At 62.4% G+C, this 23,391-nt stretch carries 23 protein-coding genes; 13 read left to right on the top strand and 10 right to left on the bottom strand.

Going from position 1 to position 23,391, the window contains the following annotated elements; translation table 11 throughout:
* Positions 1-142 precede the first annotated feature (142 nt).
* From APH36_RS22025 to gdhA, 3 genes are all read left to right on the top strand, one after another.
* The gene (locus APH36_RS22025; protein WP_060500253.1) at positions 143-544 is read left to right on the top strand and encodes a hypothetical protein; all 402 of its coding nucleotides are present in this window, start codon (positions 143-145) and stop codon (positions 542-544) included.
* 296 nt (positions 545-840) lie between these two features.
* Complete coding sequence (ettA, locus tag APH36_RS22020; protein WP_060500251.1) at positions 841-2,508, top strand: energy-dependent translational throttle protein EttA; 1,668 nt, start codon at positions 841-843, stop codon at positions 2,506-2,508.
* A 220-nt stretch (positions 2,509-2,728) separates the two neighbouring features.
* Positions 2,729-4,069 carry an NADP-specific glutamate dehydrogenase gene (gene gdhA / locus APH36_RS22015; protein WP_027609768.1) on the top strand — a complete coding sequence of 447 codons (1,341 nt, stop codon included), beginning with the start codon at positions 2,729-2,731 and terminating at the stop codon, positions 4,067-4,069.
* Between the two features lie 39 nt (positions 4,070-4,108).
* Here the strand turns inward: gdhA and APH36_RS22010 are convergent, their stop codons facing one another.
* The 4 genes from APH36_RS22010 to APH36_RS21995 all read right to left on the bottom strand — a co-directional run bounded on the left by APH36_RS22010 (position 4,109) and on the right by APH36_RS21995 (position 7,538).
* Complete coding sequence (locus tag APH36_RS22010) at positions 4,109-4,606, bottom strand: GreA/GreB family elongation factor (protein WP_060500250.1); 498 nt, start codon at positions 4,604-4,606, stop codon at positions 4,109-4,111.
* Between the two features lie 71 nt (positions 4,607-4,677).
* On the bottom strand, positions 4,678-5,034 hold the full coding sequence (locus tag APH36_RS22005) for a hypothetical protein (protein WP_016713357.1): 357 nt from the start codon (positions 5,032-5,034) through the stop codon (positions 4,678-4,680).
* A gap of 90 nt (positions 5,035-5,124) precedes the next feature.
* Complete coding sequence (locus APH36_RS22000; protein WP_060500248.1) at positions 5,125-6,978, bottom strand: DUF4105 domain-containing protein; 1,854 nt, start codon at positions 6,976-6,978, stop codon at positions 5,125-5,127.
* Positions 6,979-7,049: 71 nt separating this feature from the next.
* The gene (locus APH36_RS21995) at positions 7,050-7,538 is read right to left on the bottom strand and encodes a DUF3015 domain-containing protein (protein ID WP_016713355.1); all 489 of its coding nucleotides are present in this window, start codon (positions 7,536-7,538) and stop codon (positions 7,050-7,052) included.
* Between the two features lie 251 nt (positions 7,539-7,789).
* Between APH36_RS21995 and APH36_RS21990 the strand changes: the two genes are divergently transcribed.
* The 5 genes from APH36_RS21990 to APH36_RS21970 all read left to right on the top strand — a co-directional run bounded on the left by APH36_RS21990 (position 7,790) and on the right by APH36_RS21970 (position 12,439).
* Positions 7,790-10,228 (top strand): Lon protease family protein, encoded by a 2,439-nt coding sequence (locus APH36_RS21990; protein ID WP_019099374.1) that lies wholly within the window; start codon positions 7,790-7,792, stop codon positions 10,226-10,228.
* A gap of 160 nt (positions 10,229-10,388) precedes the next feature.
* On the top strand, positions 10,389-10,727 hold the full coding sequence (locus APH36_RS21985; protein WP_003247487.1) for a hypothetical protein: 339 nt from the start codon (positions 10,389-10,391) through the stop codon (positions 10,725-10,727).
* An 86-nt stretch (positions 10,728-10,813) separates the two neighbouring features.
* The gene (locus APH36_RS21980) at positions 10,814-11,302 is read left to right on the top strand and encodes a TIGR00645 family protein (protein WP_003247486.1); all 489 of its coding nucleotides are present in this window, start codon (positions 10,814-10,816) and stop codon (positions 11,300-11,302) included.
* A 128-nt stretch (positions 11,303-11,430) separates the two neighbouring features.
* Positions 11,431-11,736 carry a DUF6482 family protein gene (locus APH36_RS21975; protein ID WP_060500246.1) on the top strand — a complete coding sequence of 102 codons (306 nt, stop codon included), beginning with the start codon at positions 11,431-11,433 and terminating at the stop codon, positions 11,734-11,736.
* An 85-nt stretch (positions 11,737-11,821) separates the two neighbouring features.
* Positions 11,822-12,439, top strand: a complete 618-nt coding sequence (locus tag APH36_RS21970) for an FKBP-type peptidyl-prolyl cis-trans isomerase (RefSeq protein ID WP_016713351.1) — start codon at positions 11,822-11,824, stop codon at positions 12,437-12,439.
* A gap of 127 nt (positions 12,440-12,566) precedes the next feature.
* On the opposite strand, the gene APH36_RS21965 is transcribed toward APH36_RS21970, so the two are convergent.
* From APH36_RS21965 to APH36_RS21955, 3 genes are all read right to left on the bottom strand, one after another.
* Complete coding sequence (locus APH36_RS21965) at positions 12,567-12,812, bottom strand: hypothetical protein (protein ID WP_016713350.1); 246 nt, start codon at positions 12,810-12,812, stop codon at positions 12,567-12,569.
* 84 nt (positions 12,813-12,896) lie between these two features.
* Positions 12,897-13,238, bottom strand: a complete 342-nt coding sequence (locus APH36_RS21960; RefSeq protein ID WP_009686103.1) for a zinc ribbon domain-containing protein YjdM — start codon at positions 13,236-13,238, stop codon at positions 12,897-12,899.
* A gap of 126 nt (positions 13,239-13,364) precedes the next feature.
* Positions 13,365-14,333 (bottom strand): polyprenyl synthetase family protein, encoded by a 969-nt coding sequence (locus tag APH36_RS21955; protein ID WP_012270433.1) that lies wholly within the window; start codon positions 14,331-14,333, stop codon positions 13,365-13,367.
* A 244-nt stretch (positions 14,334-14,577) separates the two neighbouring features.
* On the opposite strand from APH36_RS21955, the gene rplU reads away from it, so the two are divergent.
* From rplU to APH36_RS21930, 5 genes are all read left to right on the top strand, one after another.
* Positions 14,578-14,892 (top strand): 50S ribosomal protein L21, encoded by a 315-nt coding sequence (gene rplU / locus APH36_RS21950; RefSeq protein ID WP_003247466.1) that lies wholly within the window; start codon positions 14,578-14,580, stop codon positions 14,890-14,892.
* Positions 14,893-14,930: 38 nt separating this feature from the next.
* On the top strand, positions 14,931-15,188 hold the full coding sequence (gene rpmA / locus APH36_RS21945) for a 50S ribosomal protein L27 (protein ID WP_003247464.1): 258 nt from the start codon (positions 14,931-14,933) through the stop codon (positions 15,186-15,188).
* Positions 15,189-15,376: 188 nt separating this feature from the next.
* Complete coding sequence (gene cgtA / locus APH36_RS21940) at positions 15,377-16,603, top strand: Obg family GTPase CgtA (RefSeq protein ID WP_060500244.1); 1,227 nt, start codon at positions 15,377-15,379, stop codon at positions 16,601-16,603.
* Positions 16,604-16,688: 85 nt separating this feature from the next.
* Entirely contained in the window at positions 16,689-17,807 is a 1,119-nt protein-coding gene (proB, locus tag APH36_RS21935) for a glutamate 5-kinase (protein WP_060500241.1), read from the top strand.
* Positions 17,804-18,265, top strand: a complete 462-nt coding sequence (locus tag APH36_RS21930) for a CreA family protein (RefSeq protein ID WP_019096697.1) — start codon at positions 17,804-17,806, stop codon at positions 18,263-18,265. The genes proB and APH36_RS21930 overlap by 4 nt, the downstream gene beginning before the upstream one ends.
* Positions 18,266-18,394: 129 nt before the next feature.
* Here APH36_RS21930 and mksF read toward each other — a convergent pair whose 3' ends face one another.
* Genes mksF through mksB form a run of 3 tightly spaced genes read right to left on the bottom strand, consistent with a single transcriptional unit; the run spans position 18,395 to position 23,209 of the window.
* Positions 18,395-21,226 (bottom strand): Mks condensin complex protein MksF, encoded by a 2,832-nt coding sequence (mksF, locus tag APH36_RS21925; protein ID WP_060500240.1) that lies wholly within the window; start codon positions 21,224-21,226, stop codon positions 18,395-18,397.
* A complete protein-coding gene (gene mksE, locus APH36_RS21920; protein ID WP_060500238.1) occupies positions 21,223-21,930 on the bottom strand; it encodes an Mks condensin complex protein MksE in 708 nt (235 codons plus the stop codon). The genes mksF and mksE overlap by 4 nt, the downstream gene beginning before the upstream one ends.
* Positions 21,920-23,209, bottom strand: a complete 1,290-nt coding sequence (gene mksB / locus APH36_RS21915; RefSeq protein WP_016713342.1) for an Mks condensin complex protein MksB — start codon at positions 23,207-23,209, stop codon at positions 21,920-21,922. The genes mksE and mksB overlap by 11 nt, the downstream gene beginning before the upstream one ends.
* Positions 23,210-23,391: the final 182 nt, after the last annotated feature.

Here is a 23,391-nt window from a genome sequence, read left to right as displayed (position 1 = left end):
GAAACCGGCTAGCATGCCTAGGATTATGGCAAAGTGCCAGCCATGTTGACCGATGGTGCCTGCCCGGTGGTTCGGCAAGCCCCTGCAACCTGTGCGAGAATAGCGCCCGCTTCACATGACAACGCATCGGAGATGTTCGGTTTTGGTTACTCACTTTTCCTCCAATGGCCTCGATTCCGCCTGCGGGCGCAGCAGTCAGACCCTTGTCAGCACTGCCGTGACCGAGGACGTATCCTGCAAGTCTTGCCAGCGTTCGCTGAGCAAACCCGAGGCGGCCAACGCCGCCAAAAGCAAGGCCCCGTCGCTCGCTGAACTGCGCAAGACCGCGGCAGCAGAGCCGGCAGTTGCGGTGGCTGCGGCCAACAAGCCTGCAGCCAAGGTGGTCAGCACGGCACCTGCGGCCGCCAAACCCACCAAGGTTGCCGCGCAGCAGCCTGCCCGCAGCGGTGGCTTCAGCGTGAAGTCTGCCTGGGCTGCGCGTCTGGCCGAGCAGGGTGACCGTTGCCGGTTGCCGCGTGGCAAGGCCAGGCAGCGTCACGTCTGAGCCATTTTCGGCTGCTGTGCCGGCCTCTTCGCGGGCAAGCCCGCAGGAATCACTGATTGCTTCGGCTCTGTAGAGAACCTGTGGGAGCGAGCTTGCCCGCGAAGAGGCCGGTGAAGGCAATGAATTTCTCCCCGGGATCATCCTGATCCCAGCCCACCATCGCTCCCTCCTATGCAACGCCGTGCGTTGGCGTAGAATGGTCGACTTTGTTCAACGACACCCAAACACACATCTCCCTGGCCAGCGCGCCGGGGCGATCGTCGATGTCTTTACCTATCTGATTAGAGGGCTTGGTTTTGGCTCAATACGTCTACACCATGCATCGGCTGAGCAAGGTCGTGCCGCCGAAGCGGGAAATTCTCAAGAACATTTCCCTGTCGTTCTTCCCGGGCGCCAAGATCGGCGTGCTCGGCCTGAACGGCGCCGGTAAGTCGACCCTGCTGCGGATCATGGCGGGCGTCGACAAGGAATTCGACGGCGAAGCCCGTCCGATGCCCGACATCAACGTAGGCTACCTGCCGCAGGAACCGCAGCTGGACCCTAACAAGTCCGTTCGCGAAGTGGTCGAGGAAGCCGTCAGCGTGATCAAGGACGCCCAGGCGCGCCTGGACGAGGTTTACGCCGCCTACGCCGAACCGGATGCCGACTTCGACAAGCTCGCTGCCGAACAGGCCAAGCTGGAAGCCATTCTGCAAGCCGCCGATGGCCACAACCTGGAGCGCCAGCTGGACGTCGCCGCCGATGCTCTGCGCCTGCCAGCCTGGGATGCCCGCATCGAGCACCTGTCCGGCGGTGAGAAGCGCCGTGTGGCCCTGTGCCGCCTGCTGCTGTCGGCCCCCGACATGCTGCTGCTCGACGAACCCACCAACCACCTGGATGCCGATTCGGTCGCCTGGCTGGAGCGCTTCCTGCACGATTTCCCGGGCACCGTGGTTGCGATTACCCACGACCGTTACTTCCTCGACAATGTCGCCGGCTGGATCCTGGAACTGGACCGCGGCGCCGGCATCCCGTATGAAGGCAACTACTCGGGCTGGCTGGAAGCCAAGTCGGAACGTCTGGCGCAGGAATCCAAGCAGCAGAGCGCCCACGAAAAGGCCATGAAAGAGGAACTAGAGTGGGTGCGTAAAGGCGCCAAGGCTCGCCAGTCCAAATCCAAGGCCCGTCTGCAGCGCTTTGAAGAAATGCAGTCGCAGGAATTCCAGAAGCGCAGCGAAACCAACGAGATCTACATCCCGGCTGGCCCGCGCCTGGGCGACAAGGTCATCGAGTTCAAGAACGTCACCAAAGGCTACGGCGACCGCGTGCTGATCGACAACCTGTCGTTCGCCATGCCTAAAGGCGCCATCGTCGGCGTTATCGGTGGTAACGGTGCCGGTAAGTCGACCCTGTTCCGCATGCTGATGGGCAAGGAACAGCCGGACTCGGGCAGCATCGAGATCGGTGAAACCGTGCAACTGGCCTGTGTGGACCAGAGCCGTGAAGACCTGGACGGTGCCAAGACCGTGTTCCAGCAGATTTCCGACGGTTCCGACATGATCCGCATCGGTAACTACGAGATCCCGTCGCGTACCTACGTTGGCCGCTTCAACTTCAAGGGTGGCGACCAGCAGAAGTTCGTCAAGGACCTGTCCGGTGGTGAGCGTGGCCGCCTGCACCTGGCCCTGACCCTGAAGGAGGGCGGCAACGTCCTGCTGCTCGACGAACCGTCCAACGACCTGGACGTTGAAACCCTGCGTTCGCTGGAAGAAGCCCTGCTGGACTTCCCGGGCGCCGCGATCGTGATTTCCCACGACCGTTGGTTCCTGGACCGTGTGGCTACCCACATCCTGGCGTACGAAGACGACTCGAACGTGGTGTTCTTCGAAGGTAACTACACCGAGTACGAAGCCGATCGCAAAAAGCGCCTGGGCGATGCTGCTGCTCAGCCGCACCGTGTACGGCACAAAAAACTGGCCCAGTAAGCCGGTTTGAGTTGCACAAGAATGGGGCTCTGCGGAGCCCCATTTTTGTGCCTTGGTGAAATCTGAAAACGGCTGTTTCGCCAGTTAATTTGTATACACTTACATAAAACGCACCAAATAATTTCAAAAAAACGACATTGCGCCCTATTCCAGTGCGATTGCTTCTTGGTACATTCCTGAAAAAACCAATAAGTCCAAAACCTTCGGTGAGATGTCTACCATGATCGAATCTGTCGACAATTTCCTTGCACGCCTGCAACAGCGTGACCCAGGCCAGCCCGAGTTCCACCAGGCGGTGGAAGAGGTGCTGCGCACCCTGTGGCCATTCCTTGAAGCCAATCCGCATTACCTGCAATCCGGCATCCTTGAGCGTATGGTCGAGCCGGAGCGTGCGGTGCTGTTCCGCGTCTCCTGGGTCGATGATCAGGGCAAGGTGCAGGTCAACCGCGGCTACCGCATCCAGATGAGCAGCGCCATCGGCCCGTACAAGGGCGGCCTGCGCTTCCACCCGTCGGTGAACCTCAGCGTGCTGAAGTTCCTGGCCTTCGAGCAGGTGTTCAAGAACTCGTTGACCTCGCTGCCCATGGGTGGCGGCAAAGGTGGGTCGGACTTCGACCCGAAAGGCAAGAGTGACGCCGAAGTGATGCGCTTCTGCCAGGCGTTCATGAGCGAGCTGTACCGCCACATCGGTGCTGATTGCGACGTACCTGCTGGTGACATTGGCGTGGGTGCCCGCGAAATCGGCTTCATGTTTGGCCAGTACAAGCGCCTGGCCAACCAGTTCACCTCGGTGCTGACCGGCAAGGGCATGACCTACGGCGGCAGCCTGATCCGCCCTGAAGCCACCGGCTATGGCTGCGTGTACTTCGCTGAAGAAATGCTCAAGCGCCAGGACAAGCGTATCGATGGCTGCCGTGTGGCGATTTCCGGCTCGGGCAACGTGGCCCAGTATGCGGCGCGCAAAGTCATGGACCTGGGCGGCAAGGTGATCTCGCTGTCCGACTCCGAAGGCACCTTGTATGCCGAAGCCGGCCTGACCGACGCCCAGTGGGATGCGGTGATGGAACTGAAGAACGTCAAGCGCGGCCGCATCAGCGAGCTGGCCGGGCAGTTCGGCCTGGAGTTCCGCAAGGGCCAGACCCCGTGGAGCCTGCCGTGCGACATCGCCCTGCCGTGCGCCACGCAGAACGAACTGGGCGCCGAAGACGCCCGCACCCTGCTGCGCAACGGCTGCATCTGCGTGGCCGAAGGTGCCAACATGCCGACCACCCTCGAGGCTGTGGATATCTTCCTGGACGCTGGCATTCTGTACGCCCCGGGCAAGGCCTCCAACGCCGGCGGCGTGGCCGTGTCGGGCCTGGAAATGTCGCAGAACGCCATGCGCCTGCTGTGGACTGCCGGTGAAGTGGACAGCAAGCTGCACAACATCATGCAGTCGATTCACCATGCGTGCGTGCACTACGGTGAAGAGGCGGATGGCCGTATCAACTACGTCAAAGGTGCGAATATCGCAGGCTTCGTGAAAGTGGCTGATGCGATGCTGGCGCAGGGCGTGGTCTGATTCTAGTCAGCCGGGGCTGCGAAGCAGCCCCCATGGACCTTAGTTCTCACCCTCAATTTCAAGTATCTCGATCACCTGATCCCCCACCGGCCGCCGCCAAACCACCTCATCTCCAGGCCCTGCGCCCAGCAATGCCCGCCCCAGCGGCGAGCCCCAGTTGATGAGCCGACGTCCCGCATCCGCTTCATCCTCGCCCACCAGCTGCACCACCTGTTCCTGATCCTGCGCATCCACAAACCGCACCCGGCTACCAATCTGCACCTTGCTGCGTGAAGTCGCTGCCGGCACCACCTGGGCACTCTGCACCCGCGCACTGAAGTAACGCAGATCCCGCTCGGTCTCGGCCAGCCGCTGTTTGTCGGCACGCTCACCCTGCGCCTGCAGTTCGCTGCGCAGGGCATTCAGTTCGGCCACGCGTGCCTGCAACTGGCGCAGGCCGTTGGCAGTGACGTAGTTGGGTTGTTCGCTGACGCGCCGTTCTACCGGCTGGTCGGCCTGGGCGGCGGCTTGGTCTTCGTTGACGAATGCTCGGCTCATGCTGGGCCTCCTTGTGCTGAAGACCAGCATGGCAGGCCGACGGTTTCAAGGGATGTCCGTTTGCGACTGACTTAGTTGTGGCGATAGGCTTTTGCGGCACCGCGATCTTTTTCCTGTTGCCACTCCCGCTCGCGCTCGTCCCAGAAGCGCTCATGGTACTCGCGCTGTTCTTCGCTGTTTTGCATGGCGTGGCACTGGCGAAAGCCGTCGTCCCAGCCGGTTTCATACTGACGCTCGTGCAGATAGCGCGGCACGTCCTTGCGGAAGTTGCCCACCATCAGCCCGGCGGCCTGGCGGCCGCTGCTGCAGCCGTCCTGGAAACCATCGGCATAGGCAGGCGGATAACCACGGTTGACCATCTGCTCGTGGGTGGTTTCGCAACCTGAGAGCAACAACGCCATGCACACGCCGAACCAATACCGCGACATAACCACCCAGCCCTCCAATTGATAATGGAAAGTCTAGGTGGCGATTTGTCGGGGAGCTGTCAAAACGGTGTCAAAGAGTCGATTGGGTCACTAGTAGTGATACCACTTCAGCTCCAGCATCACCTCATTCTGCGCCGTCGCCAGGTGGCTGAACTCGCGCGATGCACTTAACCGCACGCCCAGGTTCTGGCTGATCTCCCACTGCTGGTTCAGGCTCACACTGCGGCGGACTTCGCCATTGGTGAAATAGTCGCCTTTGGCCTCCAGCGTCAGATTGCCCAAGCCGTTTCGCCACAGCAGGCCGCCATTGAAGCCTGCCGCTGGAGCGATGAATTCGGCGAAATCATTGTGATGTTCGACCCGCACGGTGCCCAGAGCAAAGCCCAGCAAACCGTCGGCCAACTGCCAGGTCCCCCCGGCGCCACCATTCACATGGCTGACCAGCACTTCGTCATCATGTTTTCCCGGCACGCGCTCAAGGCCGCCAGCCACCTGCCACGACCAGGGTTTGAGCAGTTCGTTACGCGGTGTCAGCGAGCGGATGGTGGCCAGGTCCAGGCGCTGCACTTGCCAGTCGTTGCCCTCGTACTGGCGCACTTTCAACTGCAGGATCTCGATTTGGGCACCCAGCGGGAAGCCGTAGGCATTGTCGTTGAGGTCGTGATAGGCCATGCGCAGGCCGTACTCGGCGTAGGCGCGGTCTTCACGGGTGCCCACACCCAGCTGCCAGGTGCGTGAATCGTGGCCATCCTCGGGCAGGCCGGGGCGTTCGATTTGCAAGGGTGGCGGCGGGTTGCCGTTGATCGCCCGCAGCAGCTCGAAGCTGCGCTTCGCCTGCCCGGGGTCGCGTTCCTGGCCATTGGCCCGGTAGCGCTCCAGGCGGTACGCGGCATCTTGCACGAGCGCTTGCCGTTCGCGGGGCAGGGCCTTGAATTCGGGGCTCTGCAATTGTGCGGTGTCGGCACTCACGGCCAGCACCTGCTGCTTTTCGCCGTGGTCCAGTGGCTCGGCGCGGGCCAGCAATTCACGTTCGCGAGAAGGGCGGTATGTCTCGCTGGCGACCAGGCCGGACTGCTTCACGGCCTTCACGGTATCGGTCGGGATGGCGGTCAACGGGAACTGCGAAGTCAGGTCCAGGCTCGGCCGGGCCACTTGCAGCAGCTCCAGCAGGCGGTACGAGCAGTTTTCGTCGAAGAAGAAGTAGTCGAACTGGATTTGCTTCAGCTCCCACACATGTTCGACCATACGCCCGGTTTCTTCGGGGGTGAGGTCCAGCTGGTACTCCCACAGGTCGCGGTTTTCCAGGCTGCGGTATTCGGACAGCTTCTCCTGGTAGGGCATCAGTGCGAACAGCCCCGGGTAGCCGCCCATCAGGCCTTTCCAGGCGTACAGGATGCTGTTGTCGCTGCCTTCGATGTAGGCACCGAAGTTGATCGCGTAGCTCAGCAGCGTGGTGTCGTCGTTGCGGGTGTTGGACTGGTCGATGCGCAGCAGGGTATGGCCGAACATGGACGATGGGCTGTTCAGGTAGGCCGCCGGGAAAATCAACGCGGCGCTGTGCGGGTCGACCGACTGGTACCAGGTCATGAATTCCTGGCAATCCGGTTGCGGCAGGCCTTGCAGACCCAGCTGTTCGCGGAGCCAGCGGGTGCGTGCAGGGAATACACACTGGGCGTGCTTGTCGCCGAGGCTGGCCGGGGCATACAGCGCGTCGACCGTGGCCTGCAGCTCCTGGTCAGGGTGGTGTGCGCCGTCCTTGGCAAGGAAGAACGCATCGTCGTCCACATAGCTGCGCCAGCCACCGAGCTTGGCGGTTTCGTAATGGCCCAGGGCAATCCAGTAAGGGGTGTTGGCCAGTTGCTGGAGACGGCTTTGATCCAGCACGGGCGCGGCATGAACAGGGGCGCAGGCACACAGCGCCAGGGCAGCGAGGCGTTTGAGCATATCGGGCAACTACTTCTTGACGATGCCGAAAAAGGCGAAACCCGCCCCGGGTGGGGCGGGAGCAGCAGGGCTTAGGCCTCGGTAGCGTATTTGGCCAGGCGTGGGTCGTTCTTCAGAACGGCCAGGGTGTTGCTGTGAACAGTTTCAGCAGTGACATCGGCGCTGGTGAAAATCTGGTTGAAGTGCTGGTGGGCGACCGACTGGAAGTAGCTGCGGTCTTCCGGGGCCACACCGAGGACCACGGCATAGGTGGTCAGCGCTTCACCCTGGCCCATGGCCATGTCTTCGGACAGCTCGTTCATCATGCCGTTCATGGCGAACCACGACTTGCCGCCGTATGTCAGCGAGGCTTTGGTGGAGCAGCCGTTGGTGCCGGAGGTCATGCCGAAGGTGGCGTTACCGGAGGTGCCGTTGGTGGTGGAGGCCAGGAAGTGTGCCGGCGTGCCGCGCTGGCCTTCGAACAGCATGTTGCCCCAGCCGCAGTTCGGGCCGCCTGGCGCTTCAGCCATGGCGTTCAGCGAGACCACGGTGAACAGAGTACCCAGAAGAATCCGTTTCATAGCATTTGTTCTCTTTGTCTTAACCAAGGGTCAGGGTTTCTGGCAATTCGGTTGCCAGGTCGGGAAAGCATTTCACCCACCCGCGCAGCTTGGAGTTTAGGCACGATCTAAAGGTTGCGTTGTTGATTGCGAAAAATTTGCTGCTACATGACCTGCATGGGCTGCGACATAAAGTCCCGCAGAGCCTTGCAAGGCGCGCGCGGGCAGCGCCAGAATGCTGCCTATCTGCCCCGCCGAAGTAAGGAAACCCAATGCCCGATCCTGTCGCTGCGCGCCTGCGTCTCGCGCCTGAAGCCCTGACCCGGCGTTTCTCACCCGAGCAGTTTGCCTTTACCAATACCGACGATCTGGAGCCGTTTCGCGGAGTCCTGGGCCAGGAGCGTGCTGTCGAGGCCCTGCAGTTTGGTGTGGCCATGCCACGCCCCGGTTACAACGTGTACGTGATGGGCGAGCCGGGTACCGGCCGCTTCTCGTTCGTCAAGCGCTACCTCAAGGCCGAGGGCAAGCGCCAGCAGACCCCGGCTGACTGGGTCTACGTCAACCACTTCGACGACACCCGTGAACCGCGTGCGCTGGAATTGCCTTCCGGCAGCGCCGGGGCGTTCATCGCCGACATGGGCGGGCTGATCGACAACCTGCTGGCCACCTTCCCGGCCGTGTTCGAACACCCGTCGTACCAGCAGAAGAAGGGCGCCATCGACCGTGCCTTCAACCAGCGTTATGACCGCGCCCTGGATGTGATCGAGCGCGCCTCGCTGGAAAAGGACGTGGCCTTGTACCGCGATGCCAGCAACGTTGCCTTCACCCCGATGGCAGACGGCAAGGCGCTGGATGAAGCCGAGTTCGCCCAGTTGCCGGAAGACGTGCGTGAACAGTTCCACGAGGACATTGCCCAGCTCGAAGAGCAGTTGAACGAAGAGCTGGCCAGCCTGCCGCAATGGAAGCGTGAGTCGAACAACCAGCTGCGCCAGCTGAATGAAGAAACCATTACCCTGGCCTTGCAACCGTTGCTGGCGCCGTTGTCGGAAAAGTATGCCGAGAACGCCGCAGTGTGCGCCTACCTGCAGTCGGTGCAACTGAACCTGCTGCGCACCGTGGTCGAGCAATTGGTCGACGACAGCAAGACCGACGCTGCCGCGCGCAAGCTGCTCGAAGAGCAGTACGCACCCAACTTGGTGGTCGGCCACCATGCCGCCGGTGGTGCGCCGGTCGTATTCGAGCCGCACCCGACTTACGACAACCTGTTTGGCCGTATCGAATACAGCACCGACCAAGGCGCGCTGTACACCTCGTACCGACAGCTGCGCCCGGGCGCGTTGCACCGTGCCAACGGCGGTTTCCTGATTCTTGAAGCCGAGAAGATGCTGGGCGAGCCGTTCGTGTGGGATGCGCTCAAGCGTTCCTTGCAGTCGCGCAAGCTGAAGATGGAGTCACCGATCGGTGAACTGGGCCGTGTCGCCACCGTCAGCCTGCAGCCGCAGATGATTCCGCTCAACGTCAAGCTGGTGATCATCGGCTCGCGCCAGCTGTACTACGCCTTGCAGGACCACGACTCGGACTTCCAGGAGATGTTCCGGGTGTTGGTGGACTTCGACGAAGACATGCCCATGGTCGACGAGAACCTGGAGCAATTCGCCCAGCTGTTGCGCACCCGCACCAACGAAGAGGGCATGGCGCCGTTGACCAGTGACGCCGTGGCGCGCCTGGCGACCTACAGCGCCCGCCTGGCAGAGAACCAGTCGCGCCTGTCGGCGCGCATCGGTGACCTGTTCCAGCTGGTCAGCGAAGCCGACTTCATCCGCCAGTTGGCCAGTGACGAAATGACCGACGCCGGGCACATCGAACGTGCGCTCAAGGCCAAGGCCACCCGCACCGGGCGTGTGTCGCAGCGGGTGCTGGACGACATGCTTGCCGGCATCATCCTGATCGACACCGAAGGCGCGGCCATTGGCAAGTGCAACGGCCTGACCGTGCTGGAAGTGGGCGACTCGGCGTTCGGTATGCCGGCGCGCATCTCGGCCACCGTGTACCCGGGCGGCAGCGGCATCGTCGACATCGAGCGCGAGGTCAACCTGGGCCAGCCGATTCACTCCAAGGGGGTGATGATCCTGACCGGTTACCTGGGTAGCCGCTATGCCCAGGAGTTCCCGCTGGCGATTTCGGCGAGCATCGCGCTGGAGCAGTCTTACGGCTATGTGGACGGCGACAGCGCCTCGCTGGGCGAAGCCTGTACGCTGATTTCGGCCTTGTCGCGCACGCCGCTCAAGCAGTGCTTTGCCATCACCGGCTCGATCAACCAGTTTGGTGAAGTGCAGGCAGTGGGAGGGGTGAACGAGAAGATCGAGGGCTTCTTCCGCCTTTGCGAGGCGCGTGGCCTGACCGGTGAGCAGGGTGTGATCATTCCGCGTGCCAACGTTGCCACCCTGATGCTCGACGAGCGCGTGCTTCAGGCGGTGGAGAACGGCATGTTCCACGTCTACGCGGTCAGCCAGGCCGATGAGGCGCTGAGCCTGCTGGTGGGCGAGGAGGCCGGGGTGCTCGATGACAACGGCCAGTTCACCGAGGGCAGCGTCAATGCCCGTGTGGTGGAGCGCCTGCGCGAAATCGCCGAAATGATCAGCGAGGAAGAAATCGAGAAGGCAGAAAAGGAACGCCTCGAAGAGGTGATTGCCCAGGCCAAGCCGGCCTGAGTCAATAATCCGGCGCTGGAGGCGATGTGCTACCGTTCAGCGCCGGTTTTCCATCTTTCTGTACGGTTCTTCTATGCTGGAACTTAAGGACGGTACAGCGTTCAGGATGGAAACAGCCTGAGGTACAGGCTGAACAAGGCTCTTTGGAGGGGACGCGGCCATGCGCAACCTCAGCCTCACACGCCAGTGCCTGGGCCTGGTGACCCGCATCGAATGCAGCATCCGCCCACTGGCTGGGGACAACGGCATGTGGACGCTGCTGTTTGCCGCCGGAATGGCCGGTGAACAACCCTCTGCGATCAAGGCTCAAGGGCCTTTCCATGGGCCGCTTGTGGCCGAATCGGTGCTCAATGCCATTGTCGACAGCCTGACCTTGCACGGGTACCAGGTGGCCGAGGACCCGCAGATCTGGTGCCTGCACCTGCAGGCGCAGTTGCGCAGGATCAATGGCGAGCGGTGTCGGAACCTGGGGGATTACCAGTTTCATCCTGAAACCTGACGGATTGCCTTGGGCTTTTGCTGTAACAGGTGGCTGGCTATACTCGCCGTCGTTTTTCCAGTCACCTGACGAGTCCCAAACTTTCCATGGAACGTATTCTCGAAAATGCGATGTATGCCTCGCGCTGGCTGCTCGCACCCATCTACTTCGGCCTGTCCCTCGGCCTGCTGGCCCTGGCGCTGAAATTCTTCCAGGAAGTGGTCCACGTCCTGCCTAACGTCTTTGCCCTGAGCGAGGCCGACCTGATTCTGGTGATCCTGTCGCTGATCGACATGTCGCTGGTGGGCGGCTTGCTGGTGATGGTGATGATTTCCGGCTACGAGAACTTCGTCTCGCAACTGGATATCGACGAGAGCAAAGAAAAGCTCAACTGGCTGGGCAAGATGGACTCTTCGTCGCTGAAGATGAAGGTTGCTGCGTCGATCGTGGCGATTTCGTCCATTCACTTGCTGCGGGTGTTCATGGATGCGCAGAACATCTCCACCGATTACCTGATGTGGTACGTGATTATCCACATGACCTTCGTGGTGTCGGCATTCTGCATGGGCTACCTGGACAAGCTGACCAAGCACTGAGTCCGGCTGCTGCTTACACCGCCCGTCCGTTGTAAAACGGACGGGCGGTGTTGTTTCTGGCTTGTGCTTTCAGCCAGCCTGTACAAAAAATGAGCTCTCATGCGTGGTTCCCGTCGCGAGGTGCTCTCATGAACCTGCATCAGCTCAATACCGAGGCCAGGGCTGGCCATGTCGATGAACTGAACCTGATCGCCATCGAAGGCGGTGATTACCTGCTTGAGGCCCGGGTCAAAGGCCGTGCCCACCCCTTGTCCGACCCCCGTGGTGAGCGCTTGCGTGTGCACTCGGTGGAGGATGCGCGCAAGTTGCTGCAAACCATCCCCATGGTTTCGATGAACCTGGTGCACTGGTCGGTGCAGGATGAAATGTGCGGCATGGGCACGCACCCGGAAGAAGACCTGAAGGTGCCGATTTCCCAGCGTTCGGCCTGGTAGCTGCTCGCCGCGCCCCAGTGTGCTAGGCTGCTCGCCCTTTTCATCAAGGGCGCGGCTGCACTGCGCCCTGCAGTGGAGCACGACAATGTCCGAACTCAACCTGTCCACCGACGAAACCCGCGTCAGCTACGGCATCGGCCGTCAGCTGGGCGGCCAGCTGCGCGACAACCCGCCACCAGGCGTCAGCCTGGAGGCCATTCTGGCCGGCCTGACAGATGCCTTCAACGGCGCCGACAGCCGCGTCAGCGAAGCCGACCTGTCGGCCAGCTTCAAGGTCATCCGTGACGTGATGCAAGCCGAAGCCGCAGCCAAGGCCGAAGCCGCTGCTGCTGCTGGCAAAGAATTCCTGGTCGAGAACGCCAAGCGCGAAGGCATCACGACCCTGGCGTCGGGCCTGCAGTTCGAAGTGCTGACCGCCGGTGAAGGCGCCAAGCCGACCCGCGAAGACAACGTGCGCACGCACTACCACGGCACCCTGATCGACGGCACTGTGTTCGACAGCTCCTACGACCGTGGTCAGCCGGCTGAATTCCCGGTAGGTGGCGTGATCGCGGGCTGGACCGAAGCCCTGCAGCTGATGAATGCTGGCAGCAAATGGCGCCTGTACGTGCCAAGCGAGCTGGCTTACGGCGCCCAAGGCGTTGGCAGCATCCCGCCGCACAGCGTGCTGGTGTTCGACGTCGAGCTGCTCGACGTTCTGTAATACCGCTGGGGCCGCGTTGCGGCCCATTCGCGGGCAAGCCCTCTCCCACAGGTATAGCGCAGGATTTAAATCTTATGCGGTATCTGTGGGAGCGGGCTTGCCCGCGAAGAGGCCGGCCCTGGCAGCCTCAATTCCAGTCTGTTCCCGCCGGGCGCAACGCCCGCGCATAGCAGAACAGAAACAGATTCCGCACCAGCTCCTTGAGCACCCCCGGTTCACTCGAATTCAACCCGCTCATGTCCAGGTCGCCCTGGTCACGCAGTTCATCGAGTGCTTCTTCTTCAAGCACCGCGCACACTTCGCCGGTTTCCCGATGAAGAATGCGCAGGTAGGGGTGAGGGCGGTCAAGCCAGGCGTCGATCAGATAAGTCATGGCTATTCTCCTTGGGTAGCAGTCCCAATGAGAATAATTCTTATTATCTAAATAGCAAGCGCCAATTGGCAGATTTTTGTGTGATCAGACTTTGCGGACGAACTCGGACTTCAGCTTCATGGCGCCGATGCCGTCGATTTTGCAGTCGATGTCGTGGTCGCCGTCGCACAGGCGGATGTTCTTGACCTTGGTGCCGACCTTGACCACCAGGGACGAGCCCTTGACCTTGAGGTCCTTGATCACGGTGACGGTGTCGCCGTCCTGCAGGATGTTGCCGACCGAATCCTTTTTCACCACCTCGTCGCTGGCCGCCTCGGCATCGCCGCTGGCCGACCATTCGTGGGCGCATTCAGGGCAGATCAGCTGAGTGCCATCCTCATAGGTGTATTCGGAGTTGCATTTAGGGCAGGGTGGCAGAGTGCTCACTTCGGTTCCTCAAACAAACAGACGGGCGGTTAAAGGCCTGCATTGTAAAAGGTATTTTTCCAGAAGGGATTATGTCCGGACAAAAGCATTCGCGGGTAAACCCGCGAATGAAGGCGACTCGGTCTGTCAGTGAGTACGCGCTACAGCAAACTCGCTCAGCTCAACCAGCGCATCCCGGTATTCACTGGCCGGCAGCACTTCCAGGCACGCGATGGCACGCTTCACGTAATCACGGGCCAGCTCTGCGGTGTACTTCAGTGCACCCGATTCCTCGACGGCCACGCGAATCTGCTCAAGGTCCTCCAGGCCACCTTTCTGGATCGCCTGGCGCACCAGAGCAGCCTGTTCGGCAGTGCCTTCACGCATGGTGTAGATCAGCGGCAGGGTAGGCTTGCCTTCAGCCAGGTCGTCACCCACGTTCTTGCCCAGGGTTTGCGAGTCACCTTTATAGTCCAGCAGGTCATCGACCAGCTGGAAGGCCACACCCAGGTGGTCACCGAAGGTGCGCAGGGCTTCGCGCTGTTCGTCTGTCGCTTCGGCCAGCGCGGCAGCGCTGTGGGTCGAGGCTTCGAAGAGCATCGCGGTCTTGCCACGGATGACTTCCATGTAGACTTCTTCGGTGGTGCTGGCATCGCGTACTCGCGACAGTTGCAGTACTTCACCCTCGGCAATCACACGGGTGGCCTTGGACAGGATCTGCATGACCGGCATCGAGCCCAGCTCGACCATCATTTCGAACGAGCGCGAATAAAGGAAGTCGCCCACCAGCACGCTTGGCGCGTTACCCCACAGGGCATTGGCGGTGGAGCGGCCGCGGCGCATGCCGGACATGTCGACCACGTCGTCGTGCAGCAGGGTGGCGGTGTGCAGGAATTCGATGGTGGCGGCCAGCAGGCGCAGGTCGTCGCCTTCGCGGCCCAGGGCTTTGCCGCACAGCAGCACCAGCAGGGGGCGCAGGCGCTTGCCACCGGCGGACGTGATATAGTCGCCGATCTTCGATACCAGCGGCACGCGCGAGGTCAGCTGCTTCTTGATGATCTCGTCGACGGCGCTGAAATCATCAGCCACCGCACGGTAGAAGGTTTGGGGTTGCATCGGCTGCTCCAGTGAGGTTGCGCGGCATGCTAGGTCGCAGGTCCCGGTGTGTCAAGGCGCGGTGCCTGCTGGCCGGGGGCGGCACTTGCAAGCAAAACCCGGGTTGCGTACAATCGCGCACCCTAACTTCCTGGGCAGCACCTGCCTTACGCAATTGCACAGGGCCGTTCCAGCCCCATGCAGCCATGCCAGCCAATACTCATCATATAAAGCGCTGGGTGAGCAGGATTATCGGAGAAATACCATGTCTTACGCAGTAATCGTTACCGGCGGCAAGCAGTACAAAGTCGCTGAAGGTGAATTCCTCAAGATCGAAAAACTGGAAGTCGCCACTGGCGAATCCGTGACCTTCGATCGCGTTCTGCTGGTCGCCAACGGTGAAGAAGTCACCATCGGTGCTCCAGTTGTTGCTGGCGCTAAAGTAGTGGCCGAAGTTGTTTCGCAAGGCCGCCACGACAAGGTTCGCATCATCAAGTTCCGTCGTCGTAAGCACCACATGAAGCGTATGGGCCACCGCCAGTGGTTCACCGAGATCAAAATCACCGGCATCCAGGCTTAATCCCCTAGATCCCCTGAATTTATTTGGAGAATTGAACCATGGCTCACAAGAAGGCTGGTGGTAGTACTCGTAACGGTCGCGACTCAGAATCTAAACGCCTTGGCGTGAAGATGTATGGCGGCCAGGTTATCAAGCCAGGCAACATCATCGTCCGTCAGCGCGGCACCGAATTCCACGCTGGCTACGGCGTTGGCATGGGCAAGGACCACACCTTGTTCGCCAAGATCGAAGGCGTGATCAAGTTCGAGAAAAAAGGCGAGTTCATGCGCCGTTACGTGAGCATCGTCGCCGCTTAATCGCGACGTCGCTCCAGAAGCCCCGTCATGCGACGGGGCTTTTTCGTTTGTGGTGAGCCTCTTGCAAAGCTGTTTGTCTGGGTTGCCGGCGTTGGTTTCTACGGTCGTACGGGGCCGCCGCGCTCATTTTTGCAAGAGCCTCATGTTTTTGAGTCATTCAGCTCGTCTGCCGACGAGAGGCGGTTTTAATGAAGTTTGTTGACGAAGTATCCATTCGGGTCAAGGCCGGTGACGGCGGCAACGGTTGCATGAGCTTCCGTCGCGAAAAATTCATCGAGAACGGTGGCCCCAACGGCGGTGACGGTGGCGACGGCGGCTCGGTGTACATGGTCGCTGACGAAAACCTCAACACCCTGGTCGACTATCGCTACACCCGTCACCACGAGGCCCAGCGCGGCGCCAACGGCGGCAGCACCGACTGCACCGGCAAGAAAGGCGACGACCTGTTCCTGCGTGTGCCGGTCGGCACCACCGTGATCGACGCTTCCACCCAGGAAGTGATCGGTGACCTGGTGACCCCGGGTCAGAAACTGATGGTCGCCCAAGGCGGCTGGCACGGCCTGGGCAACACCCGCTTCAAGTCCAGCACCAACCGTGCACCGCGCCAGACCACCCCGGGTAAACCAGGTGACCAGCGCGACCTGAAGATGGAAATGAAAGTGCTGGCCGACGTGGGCCTGCTGGGCCTGCCGAACGCCGGTAAGAGCACCTTCATTCGCTCGGTTTCCGCCGCCAAGCCGAAAGTGGCCGACTACCCGTTCACCACCCTGGTACCGAACCTGGGCGTGGTCAGCGTCGACCGCTGGAAGAGCTTCGTCATCGCCGACATCCCCGGCCTGATCGAAGGTGCTTCCGACGGTGCCGGCCTGGGTATCCGCTTCCTCAAGCACCTGGCGCGTACCCGCGTGCTGCTGCACCTGGTCGACATGGCGCCGCTGGACGAAAGCAGCCCGGCCGATGCCGCCGAAGTGATCGTCAACGAGCTGACCCGCTTCAGCCCGTCGCTGGCAGAGCGTGAGCGCTGGCTGGTGCTGAACAAGGCCGACATGGTCATGGAAGACGAGCGCGACGCGCGCGTTCAGGAAGTGGTCGAGCGCCTGCAATGGGAAGGCCCGGTCTACGTGATTTCGGCCATCTCCAAGCAGGGCACCGAAAAGCTCAGCCACGACCTGATGCGCTACCTCGAAGACCGCGCCGACCGCCTGGCCAACGACCCGGCCTACGCCGAAGAGCTGGCCGATCTCGACCAGCGCATCGAAGACGAAGCCCGTGCCCAGCTGCAGGCCCTGGACGACGCGCGTACCCTGCGCCGTACCGGCGTCAAGAGCGTGCACGACATCGGCGACGATGACGGGTGGGACGATGATTTCGAGGACGACGAAGACGGCCCGGAAATCATTTACGTGCGCGACTGATCGGTTGCAGTACACTAAACGCCGCTCTCTGGAGCGGCGTTTTTGTATCCACGGTATCTACAGATTCGACATAGGTTGGAAGAAGATGCGAAGCAAGGTGACGGGCGCCAAGCGCTGGGTCGTGAAGATTGGCAGTGCTCTGCTGACCGCCGATGGCAAGGGCCTCGACCGCGGTGCCATGGCCGTTTGGGTCGAGCAGATGGTCGCGCTGCGTGAGGCAGGCGTGGAGTTGGTACTGGTCTCCTCCGGGGCCGTGGCTGCCGGCATGAGCCAGCTGGGCTGGACTTCGCGACCGAGCGCGATGAACGAGCTGCAGGCCGCTGCCGCGCTCGGCCAGATGCGCCTGGTGCAGGCGTGGGAGTCGAGCTTCGGCGAGCACGGCAAGCACACCGCGCAGATCCTGCTGACCCATGACGACCTGTCCGACCGCAAGCGTTACCTGAACGCCCGCAGCACTCTGCGCACGCTGGTCGACCTGGGCGTGGTGCCGGTGATCAACGAAAACGACACCGTGGTCACCGACGAGATCCGTTTCGGCGACAACGACACCTTGGCGGCACTGGTGGCCAACCTTGTCGAGGCCGACCTGCTGGTGATTCTCACCGACCGCGATGGCATGTTCGACGCCGACCCACGCAACAACCCCGAAGCCCAGCTGATTTACGAAGCCCGCGCCGACGACCCGTCGCTGGACGCCGTGGCCGGTGGCACCGGTGGTGCCCTGGGGCGTGGCGGCATGCAGACCAAGCTGCGCGCTGCACGCTTGGCTGCCCGTTCCGGTGCCCACACCATCATCATTGGTGGCCGTATCGAGCGCGTACTGGACCGCCTCAAGGCGGGCGAGCGCCTGGGGACTCTGCTGTCGCCCGAGCGCGGCATGCTCGCTGCACGCAAGCAGTGGCTGGCCGGCCACCTGCAAACCCGTGGCACCCTGGTGCTGGACGCCGGTGCCGTGCAGGCGCTGCGCCAGGCCAACAAGAGCTTGCTGCCGGTTGGCGTGAAGACGGTGCAGGGCAGTTTCCGCCGTGGCGAGATGGTGGTGTGCGTCGGCCCGGACGGTCTGGAAGTGGCGCGCGGGTTGGCCAACTACAGCGCCCTGGAAGCGCAGAAGATCATTGGCCAGCCGTCCGATGCCATCGAAAGCCTGCTGGGCTACAGCGCCGAGCCGGAGCTGGTGCACCGCGACAACCTGGTGCTGGTATGAGTCTGTTCAAGCGGGTGATCGGCGTGGCAGCGCTGGTGCTGCCCATGCTGGCCGGGGCCGAGGAAATCGGCCAGGTGTCCACCGTGTTCAAGTTCCTCGGGCCGAATGACCGCATCGTGGTCGAGGCGTTCGACGACCCCAAGGTCGAGGGCGTGACCTGCTACCTGTCGCGGGCCAAGACAGGCGGTGTGAAGGGTGGGTTGGGGCTGGCCGAGGACCGGGCAGAGGCATCGATTGCCTGCCGTCAGGTCGGGCCGATCAACTTCAAGGGTGAGTTGAAAGACGGCGAGGAGGTGTTCAAGGAGCGCACCTCGCTGGTGTTCAAGACCATGCAGGTGGTGCGCTTCCTGGACAAGAAGCGCAATACGCTGGTGTACCTGGTGTACAGCGACCGCATGATCGAAGGCAGCCCGCAGAATGCGGTGACCGCGATACCGATCTTGCCTTGGGCGCATTGATAACCTTGTAGATCGCCGGGAGGCCATTCGGCCTCCTATCGCGACCTGCGGTCGCTCCTACGGGAGATTGCGATACCCCTGTAGGAGCGACCGCAGGTCGCGATGGGCCGCAAAGCGGCCCTGGTTACCTCAGGCCAACTCTTCGGCCTGATCCTCCCGCACAACCGCCTTCACCTCATCCAGCCGGCTGATGAACTTCCAGTCCGCCTCGTCGATGTAGATGCCATTCGGCCCGCTACCGCCTTCCAGGTCGATCGCCACGCGCGCCGACACCTGCGGCTTCACACTCGCCAGAATCGGCACAAAGCCCAGCTGCAGGCTGGTTTCCAGCAGTGCTGCCTGGTTGCGTTCGTCGATGTCTGCTGCCTCATCCAGGTAGTACGGCAGGCGAATGCGCCCGGCCAGGTCACGGTCCATCAGGTGCAGCAACAGGTACATGTTGGTCAGCGCCTTGATGGTCATGGTGGTGCCGTTGGACGCCGCGCCGTCGATGTCGGCGTGGATGATCGGCTGGCCGTTGACCTTGGTGATCTCGAACGCCAGCTCGAACAGGTCCTTCAGGCCCAGCTGGTTGTGGTTGGCCGCCACCAGCCGTGCCAAGTACTCCTTGGCTTCTTCGTTCTTGTTGTCCTGCTCGGCGCTTTGGGTCAGGTCGAACACCGACAGGGTTTCGCCTTCTTCGTACTGGCCGGCACTGTGGATGATCTGGTCGATGTGCTTGAGCGCTTCCTTGTTCGGCGCCAGCACCACGCGGAAGCTTTCGAGGTTGGACACCTGCCGCTTGTTGATCTCGCGGTTGAACAGGGCCAGTTGGTGCTCGAGGCTGTCGTAGTCGCTGCGGATGTTGCGCAGGGTACGGGCAATGTCGGTGACTGCAGCGCGGCGTGCCTTGGCCAGGGTCAGGGCTTCGTCGGTGCGGTGCGCGTAAGCGTTCACCAGCAGTTGCAGGCGGCGTTCCATGTCGTCTTCGCTGTCGAACTTGGCCACGCCTTTCAGGCGCACCTGGGCGTACAGCGCCTCGATCTGGTTATCCACGCGCTGCAGGCCTTGCCAGCTGTCCTGGTAGTCATTGAGCAGCGGCAGCAGGTTGTCCATCGAGTCGTCGATGGCTTCCATGAACGGTGTGCCGTAGGGCAGGTCGGCCGGAAGCAGTTGACGACGGCGCAGGGCGTCTTCCAGGGTGCGTTGCTTGGACTCGAGGTCGCCGATCTGGCGGCCGACCAGCTGCAGCTTCGCCGACAGCTGCTGGACGCGCTCGGTGAAGGCGTCGCTGGAACGCTTCAATTCGTCCTGGGCAGCTTCCAGCTGCGACAGTTGCTCCAGCTTCTCTGGCTCTTCGGCGCTGAGGGTTTCACTGCGGCGGAAGTCTTCCAGCGCCTTTTGCGCATCCAGCACTTCCTGGTACAGGGTTTCGGTTTGCGCCTTGGAGGCAGAGCGGTCGGCGGCTACGGCTTGCTGGGTCTTGAGCTGTTTCAGCTCTTTTTCCAGGCGCTCTTTCTGGTCGCGCAGGGCGGCACGGTCGGCCAGCGCCTGCAGTGCCGGCGGGTCGATGTGGGTCAGGTCGATGGCCAAGCCCGGGGCTTCGAAGCGCTCGCCCTTGAAGCCGTCGAGCACCGCTTCCAGCGATTTTACCCACAGGTCGCTGTCGTCCAGCTCGATGCCACGGTCGCCCAGCGGCAGGCTGAACAGCGCGCCGTTGAACAGGCGCATCAGGCGGTCGACGTCGGCTTGCGAGAACTCTTCGCGCAGGCGGGCGTAGCTGTTGTTGTCGGCGTGGTCGAGCTGCTGCTTGACCTGCTTCAGGCGTTTTTCCAGGTCGCGTACGCGCTCGTCCAGGTCTTCGGCGCTGAACTGCCGCGACTGGGCCAGGGCGCCGGCCAGTTCGTCGTGGGCGTCCTTGGCTGCCAGCAGCTGCTGCTCCAGCACCTTGACGTCATCGACCAGGGCAAAGCGGTGCTTGAGCACCGACAGCTCGCCCAGCCAGCGCTGGATGCCGGTGATTTCACGCTCCAGGCGCATCAGCTCCTGGGTGCCGCCGCGCTGGTCGTTCTGCAGGCGGTCCTGCTCGCCACGGTAGTGCTCGGACTGGATGACCAGCTCTTCCTTGCGCGCCATGGCGTATTCCTGCCAGGTGCCCAGCAGGGTGTCGAGTACGGGCGAAATGCGGTGCAGCTTGCCGCGCAGGATGTCGCGCTGGGCCACGCCACCGGCCAGGGCCTCGACCAGCGGGCCGGCGGCGACCAGGGCGTTGTAATCCTGCTCCATGCGGCGCACGTCGCGGAACGCTTCTTCGCAGGCGGCGATGTAGTCGACGCTGCCCGAACGCAGGCTGTGCTCGAACGCGTCGAGGAACAGCTGCTTGAGCTTGGCGGCGGTGATTTCGCGCATGTGCAGCAGGTTGATGAACAGCGCGCGGAAGGTTTTCAGGCTTTGCTCGCTGGTGGAGCGCAGCGGGATCATGGTCAGGTCCAGCGGCACCGAGGTGTGGCCGCCAACCAGCAGGCGGCGCAGTTCGTCCGGCTTCAGCTCGTAGGCCTTGATGCCCAGGCGCTCAAGGTTGGTGAACAGCTCTTTCTGGCGCAGGCAGGTGTCGTTCTTCTGGTAGTGGGCCAGGTCCAGTTCGCCCTTGTAGGCAAAGAACTGGTGGCCGAAACCGCCACCTGGGCCGCGGCCGACCACGCCGATCACGTGCGGGCCGTGCGGCAGGCTCAGTTCGCAGAGAATGTACGAAGTGTCGCTGGCGAAGTAGAAGCGACGCGACTGCTCCAGGCTGTACTTGCCGAAGCTCATGTCCGACATGCGCGCCAGGATCGGGAACTGCAGGGCGTTGATCGACGCGGATTTACCCAGGTTGTTGGCGCCGTAGACCGACAGCGGGTGCTCCAGCGGGAACAGGCCAAGGCTGTAGCCGGCGGTGTTGAGCAATGCAAAGCGGCGGATGCCGTAGCGTTCCTGGCTCATGCGTCAATCTCCTGTTGCTCTTCGCGGATGGCCCGGGCCAGGGCTTCTTCTTCGCTCTCCTCGCCGTCGAACGGGCTGAGGTCCAGCGGGTCGTCGGTGCGGTTGAGTTCTTCGGGGCTTTCTTCCTCGACCAGTATCGGGGTGGGCAGCGGCAGGTCGCTGTGCAGGGTGGCGGCCAGGTCGCGGTCCTGCTGCACCGACAGGCACACATCAAGGAAGCGGTGCATCGGCGGCAAGAAGCGGTAGATGCCGCCTTCCTCAAAGGCGAAACCAAGCTGGGTCATGCGGCGCAGGATTTTTTCTTCCAGCTCGTCCACGGTCTGCACTTCGGCCTGCAGGAACAGGTCGCGGTACTTGTCCAGCAGCGAGGGCAGCTCGTCACGGCCAATACTGCCGCCATCGAGCACGGCCATCGGGTCGCGGCCCTGGTCGGCCAGGTGCTCGACCAGAATGAAGGTGAACAGCGACAGGCGCTGCGCGGTCTTGTTCACCTGTGCGGCGGTCATGTCCGGCACGAAGTAGTAGAAACCACGGGTATCGCACACCAGCTCGAAGCCCAGGGCCTTGAACAGGGTGCGGTACTGGTCCTGGAAGTTCGACAGCTGGGCGTACAGCTCGGGGTCGCGGCGGCTGACGTGGAAGCCTTTGAACAGCTCGCGGAAGATCGGTGCGAGCTGGGACAGTTCGGAAAGATCAAGATGCATGGGCTGGGCTCGCGTTGGGTTCGGTAGGCGCGCTGGTGGCGTCTTCGCGGCTGGAGGTCAGGGCGAACGAGCGCAGGCTGACCAAGTGTTCCTGGGTGGTGTATTCGCGGCGGTCGAGGCGTTCGCGCTTGAAGCGCTTTTCCCGCGACAGGCGCGAGAACCAGTACAGCAGCTCGTCGGTGGCGCCCTCGGGTTCCTGCTCCAGCAGCCAGACCATCAGGTCGGGCAGCGGCAGGGCCTGTTCGCAGCGTTCGGCCATCTCTTTGACCGTGCGCGGTGCACGGGGCAGGGCGCCGGACTGGGTCTTGTGGGCTTTGGGGAAGCGCGCCGGCTTGGGCTCGAAGCGGGCCAGGGCGTACACATAGGCCTCTACCTGGCTCGCGCTGCCCAGGAAGGTGCTTTGCGGGCGGGTGAACATCGGCATGGCCGCTTGCGGCACGGCATCGATGCCCTTGCGCCGGATCACCGACAGGGCCAGCGCAGCGCCACGGGTCACGGCGTTGTGCCGGCGGGCTTCTTCACGCAGCGGCAGCAGCAGTTCACGGGCATGGCGCAGGGTGAGCTGGGCGCTGGTCTGCATTTCCAGGATGCGCGCGTGGGTACGCAGCAGCATGTCGTCGTCGACCAGGTGGCCCAGGCGGGCCTGTTCGCCCAGCAGCTTCAGCAGCACGGTCTCGACCTTACGCACGCCTTGTTCGAAGGCGCCGTCGGCGTTCACCAGCTGGATCATCGGCTCGACGTATTCGTCCCAGGTGGCCAGTACTTCGGCATAACGCTGACGTAGCGGGATCTGGCGGTTGCTGGTCTTGGCCCGTTCGGCCACGGCCACCAGCGCCTGCTCGTCGTTATCGAGCTTTTTCAGCACATCGCGCACACGCATGTCGAGCAGGCGCAGCTGGCGCGCCAGGTCGTCGCTGTCGCGGTTGTCGAAGGCGTCCTGGATGTGGCCGGCCAGGCGTTCCAGGTGGCGCAGGTAGGCTTCGATCTCCAGGCACAGGCCCAGCCGGTGTTCGCGGCGCAGGTAGGCGAGGAAGTCGTGGATCTGCGCGTTGAGCTCGAAACGGTTCGGGCTTTTGGCCACCGGGACCAGGATATCCAGGCGGATCCATACGTCGAGCAGCTGGGTGATGTCCTGCGGGGTACTCTCGACCTGCTGGCGGGCCACATGCTGGCGCAGCTCGACCAGGCTCAGGGTGCCCTGGTCGAAACGCTCGCACAGCGGCTCGATCAGGGCCCAGTGTTCGGCTAGGGCGCGCAGGACGCGCTTGGGTTCGATCATTGGCTTCGACTCGTTGCCAAGAAAAAGGGGGCGATTGTACTGCATCCGGGGGGGAGGTTTTCACCCCTTGGTCTGTAATGACAGATAACCTTTTGCTTTATGGGTGTATGGCGGTGTTTCTGGGTTGGTTGTGAGATCGAGCGCGGGCGGCGCTCGGTCTGATAGGCGCTGCAAAAACCAAG

The organism is Pseudomonas sp. NBRC 111133, from assembly GCF_001320605.1.
In the GTDB taxonomy this organism is placed as follows: Bacteria; Pseudomonadota; Gammaproteobacteria; order Pseudomonadales; family Pseudomonadaceae; genus Aquipseudomonas; species Aquipseudomonas monteilii.
This window is presented reverse-complemented; position numbering and strand designations above follow the sequence as displayed.

What these genes read in the sequence shown, in the direction of transcription:
- gdhA (WP_027609768.1), top strand. Translation starts at nt 2,729, where the DNA reads ATGATCGAATCTGTCGACAATTTCCTTGCACGCCTGCAACAGCGTGAC.
- APH36_RS22010 (WP_060500250.1), bottom strand. Translation starts at nt 4,606, where the DNA reads ATGAGCCGAGCATTCGTCAACGAAGACCAAGCCGCCGCCCAGGCCGAC.
- APH36_RS22005 (WP_016713357.1), bottom strand. Translation starts at nt 5,034, where the DNA reads ATGTCGCGGTATTGGTTCGGCGTGTGCATGGCGTTGTTGCTCTCAGGT.
- APH36_RS22000 (WP_060500248.1), bottom strand. Translation starts at nt 6,978, where the DNA reads ATGCTCAAACGCCTCGCTGCCCTGGCGCTGTGTGCCTGCGCCCCTGTT.
- APH36_RS21995 (WP_016713355.1), bottom strand. Translation starts at nt 7,538, where the DNA reads ATGAAACGGATTCTTCTGGGTACTCTGTTCACCGTGGTCTCGCTGAAC.
- APH36_RS21990 (WP_019099374.1), top strand. Translation starts at nt 7,790, where the DNA reads ATGCCCGATCCTGTCGCTGCGCGCCTGCGTCTCGCGCCTGAAGCCCTG.
- APH36_RS21985 (WP_003247487.1), top strand. Translation starts at nt 10,389, where the DNA reads ATGCGCAACCTCAGCCTCACACGCCAGTGCCTGGGCCTGGTGACCCGC.
- APH36_RS21980 (WP_003247486.1), top strand. Translation starts at nt 10,814, where the DNA reads ATGGAACGTATTCTCGAAAATGCGATGTATGCCTCGCGCTGGCTGCTC.
- APH36_RS21975 (WP_060500246.1), top strand. Translation starts at nt 11,431, where the DNA reads ATGAACCTGCATCAGCTCAATACCGAGGCCAGGGCTGGCCATGTCGAT.
- APH36_RS21970 (WP_016713351.1), top strand. Translation starts at nt 11,822, where the DNA reads ATGTCCGAACTCAACCTGTCCACCGACGAAACCCGCGTCAGCTACGGC.
- APH36_RS21965 (WP_016713350.1), bottom strand. Translation starts at nt 12,812, where the DNA reads ATGACTTATCTGATCGACGCCTGGCTTGACCGCCCTCACCCCTACCTG.
- APH36_RS21955 (WP_012270433.1), bottom strand. Translation starts at nt 14,333, where the DNA reads ATGCAACCCCAAACCTTCTACCGTGCGGTGGCTGATGATTTCAGCGCC.
- rplU (WP_003247466.1), top strand. Translation starts at nt 14,578, where the DNA reads ATGTCTTACGCAGTAATCGTTACCGGCGGCAAGCAGTACAAAGTCGCT.
- rpmA (WP_003247464.1), top strand. Translation starts at nt 14,931, where the DNA reads ATGGCTCACAAGAAGGCTGGTGGTAGTACTCGTAACGGTCGCGACTCA.
- cgtA (WP_060500244.1), top strand. Translation starts at nt 15,377, where the DNA reads ATGAAGTTTGTTGACGAAGTATCCATTCGGGTCAAGGCCGGTGACGGC.
- proB (WP_060500241.1), top strand. Translation starts at nt 16,689, where the DNA reads ATGCGAAGCAAGGTGACGGGCGCCAAGCGCTGGGTCGTGAAGATTGGC.
- APH36_RS21930 (WP_019096697.1), top strand. Translation starts at nt 17,804, where the DNA reads ATGAGTCTGTTCAAGCGGGTGATCGGCGTGGCAGCGCTGGTGCTGCCC.
- mksF (WP_060500240.1), bottom strand. Translation starts at nt 21,226, where the DNA reads ATGAGCCAGGAACGCTACGGCATCCGCCGCTTTGCATTGCTCAACACC.
- mksE (WP_060500238.1), bottom strand. Translation starts at nt 21,930, where the DNA reads ATGCATCTTGATCTTTCCGAACTGTCCCAGCTCGCACCGATCTTCCGC.
- mksB (WP_016713342.1), bottom strand. Translation starts at nt 23,209, where the DNA reads ATGATCGAACCCAAGCGCGTCCTGCGCGCCCTAGCCGAACACTGGGCC.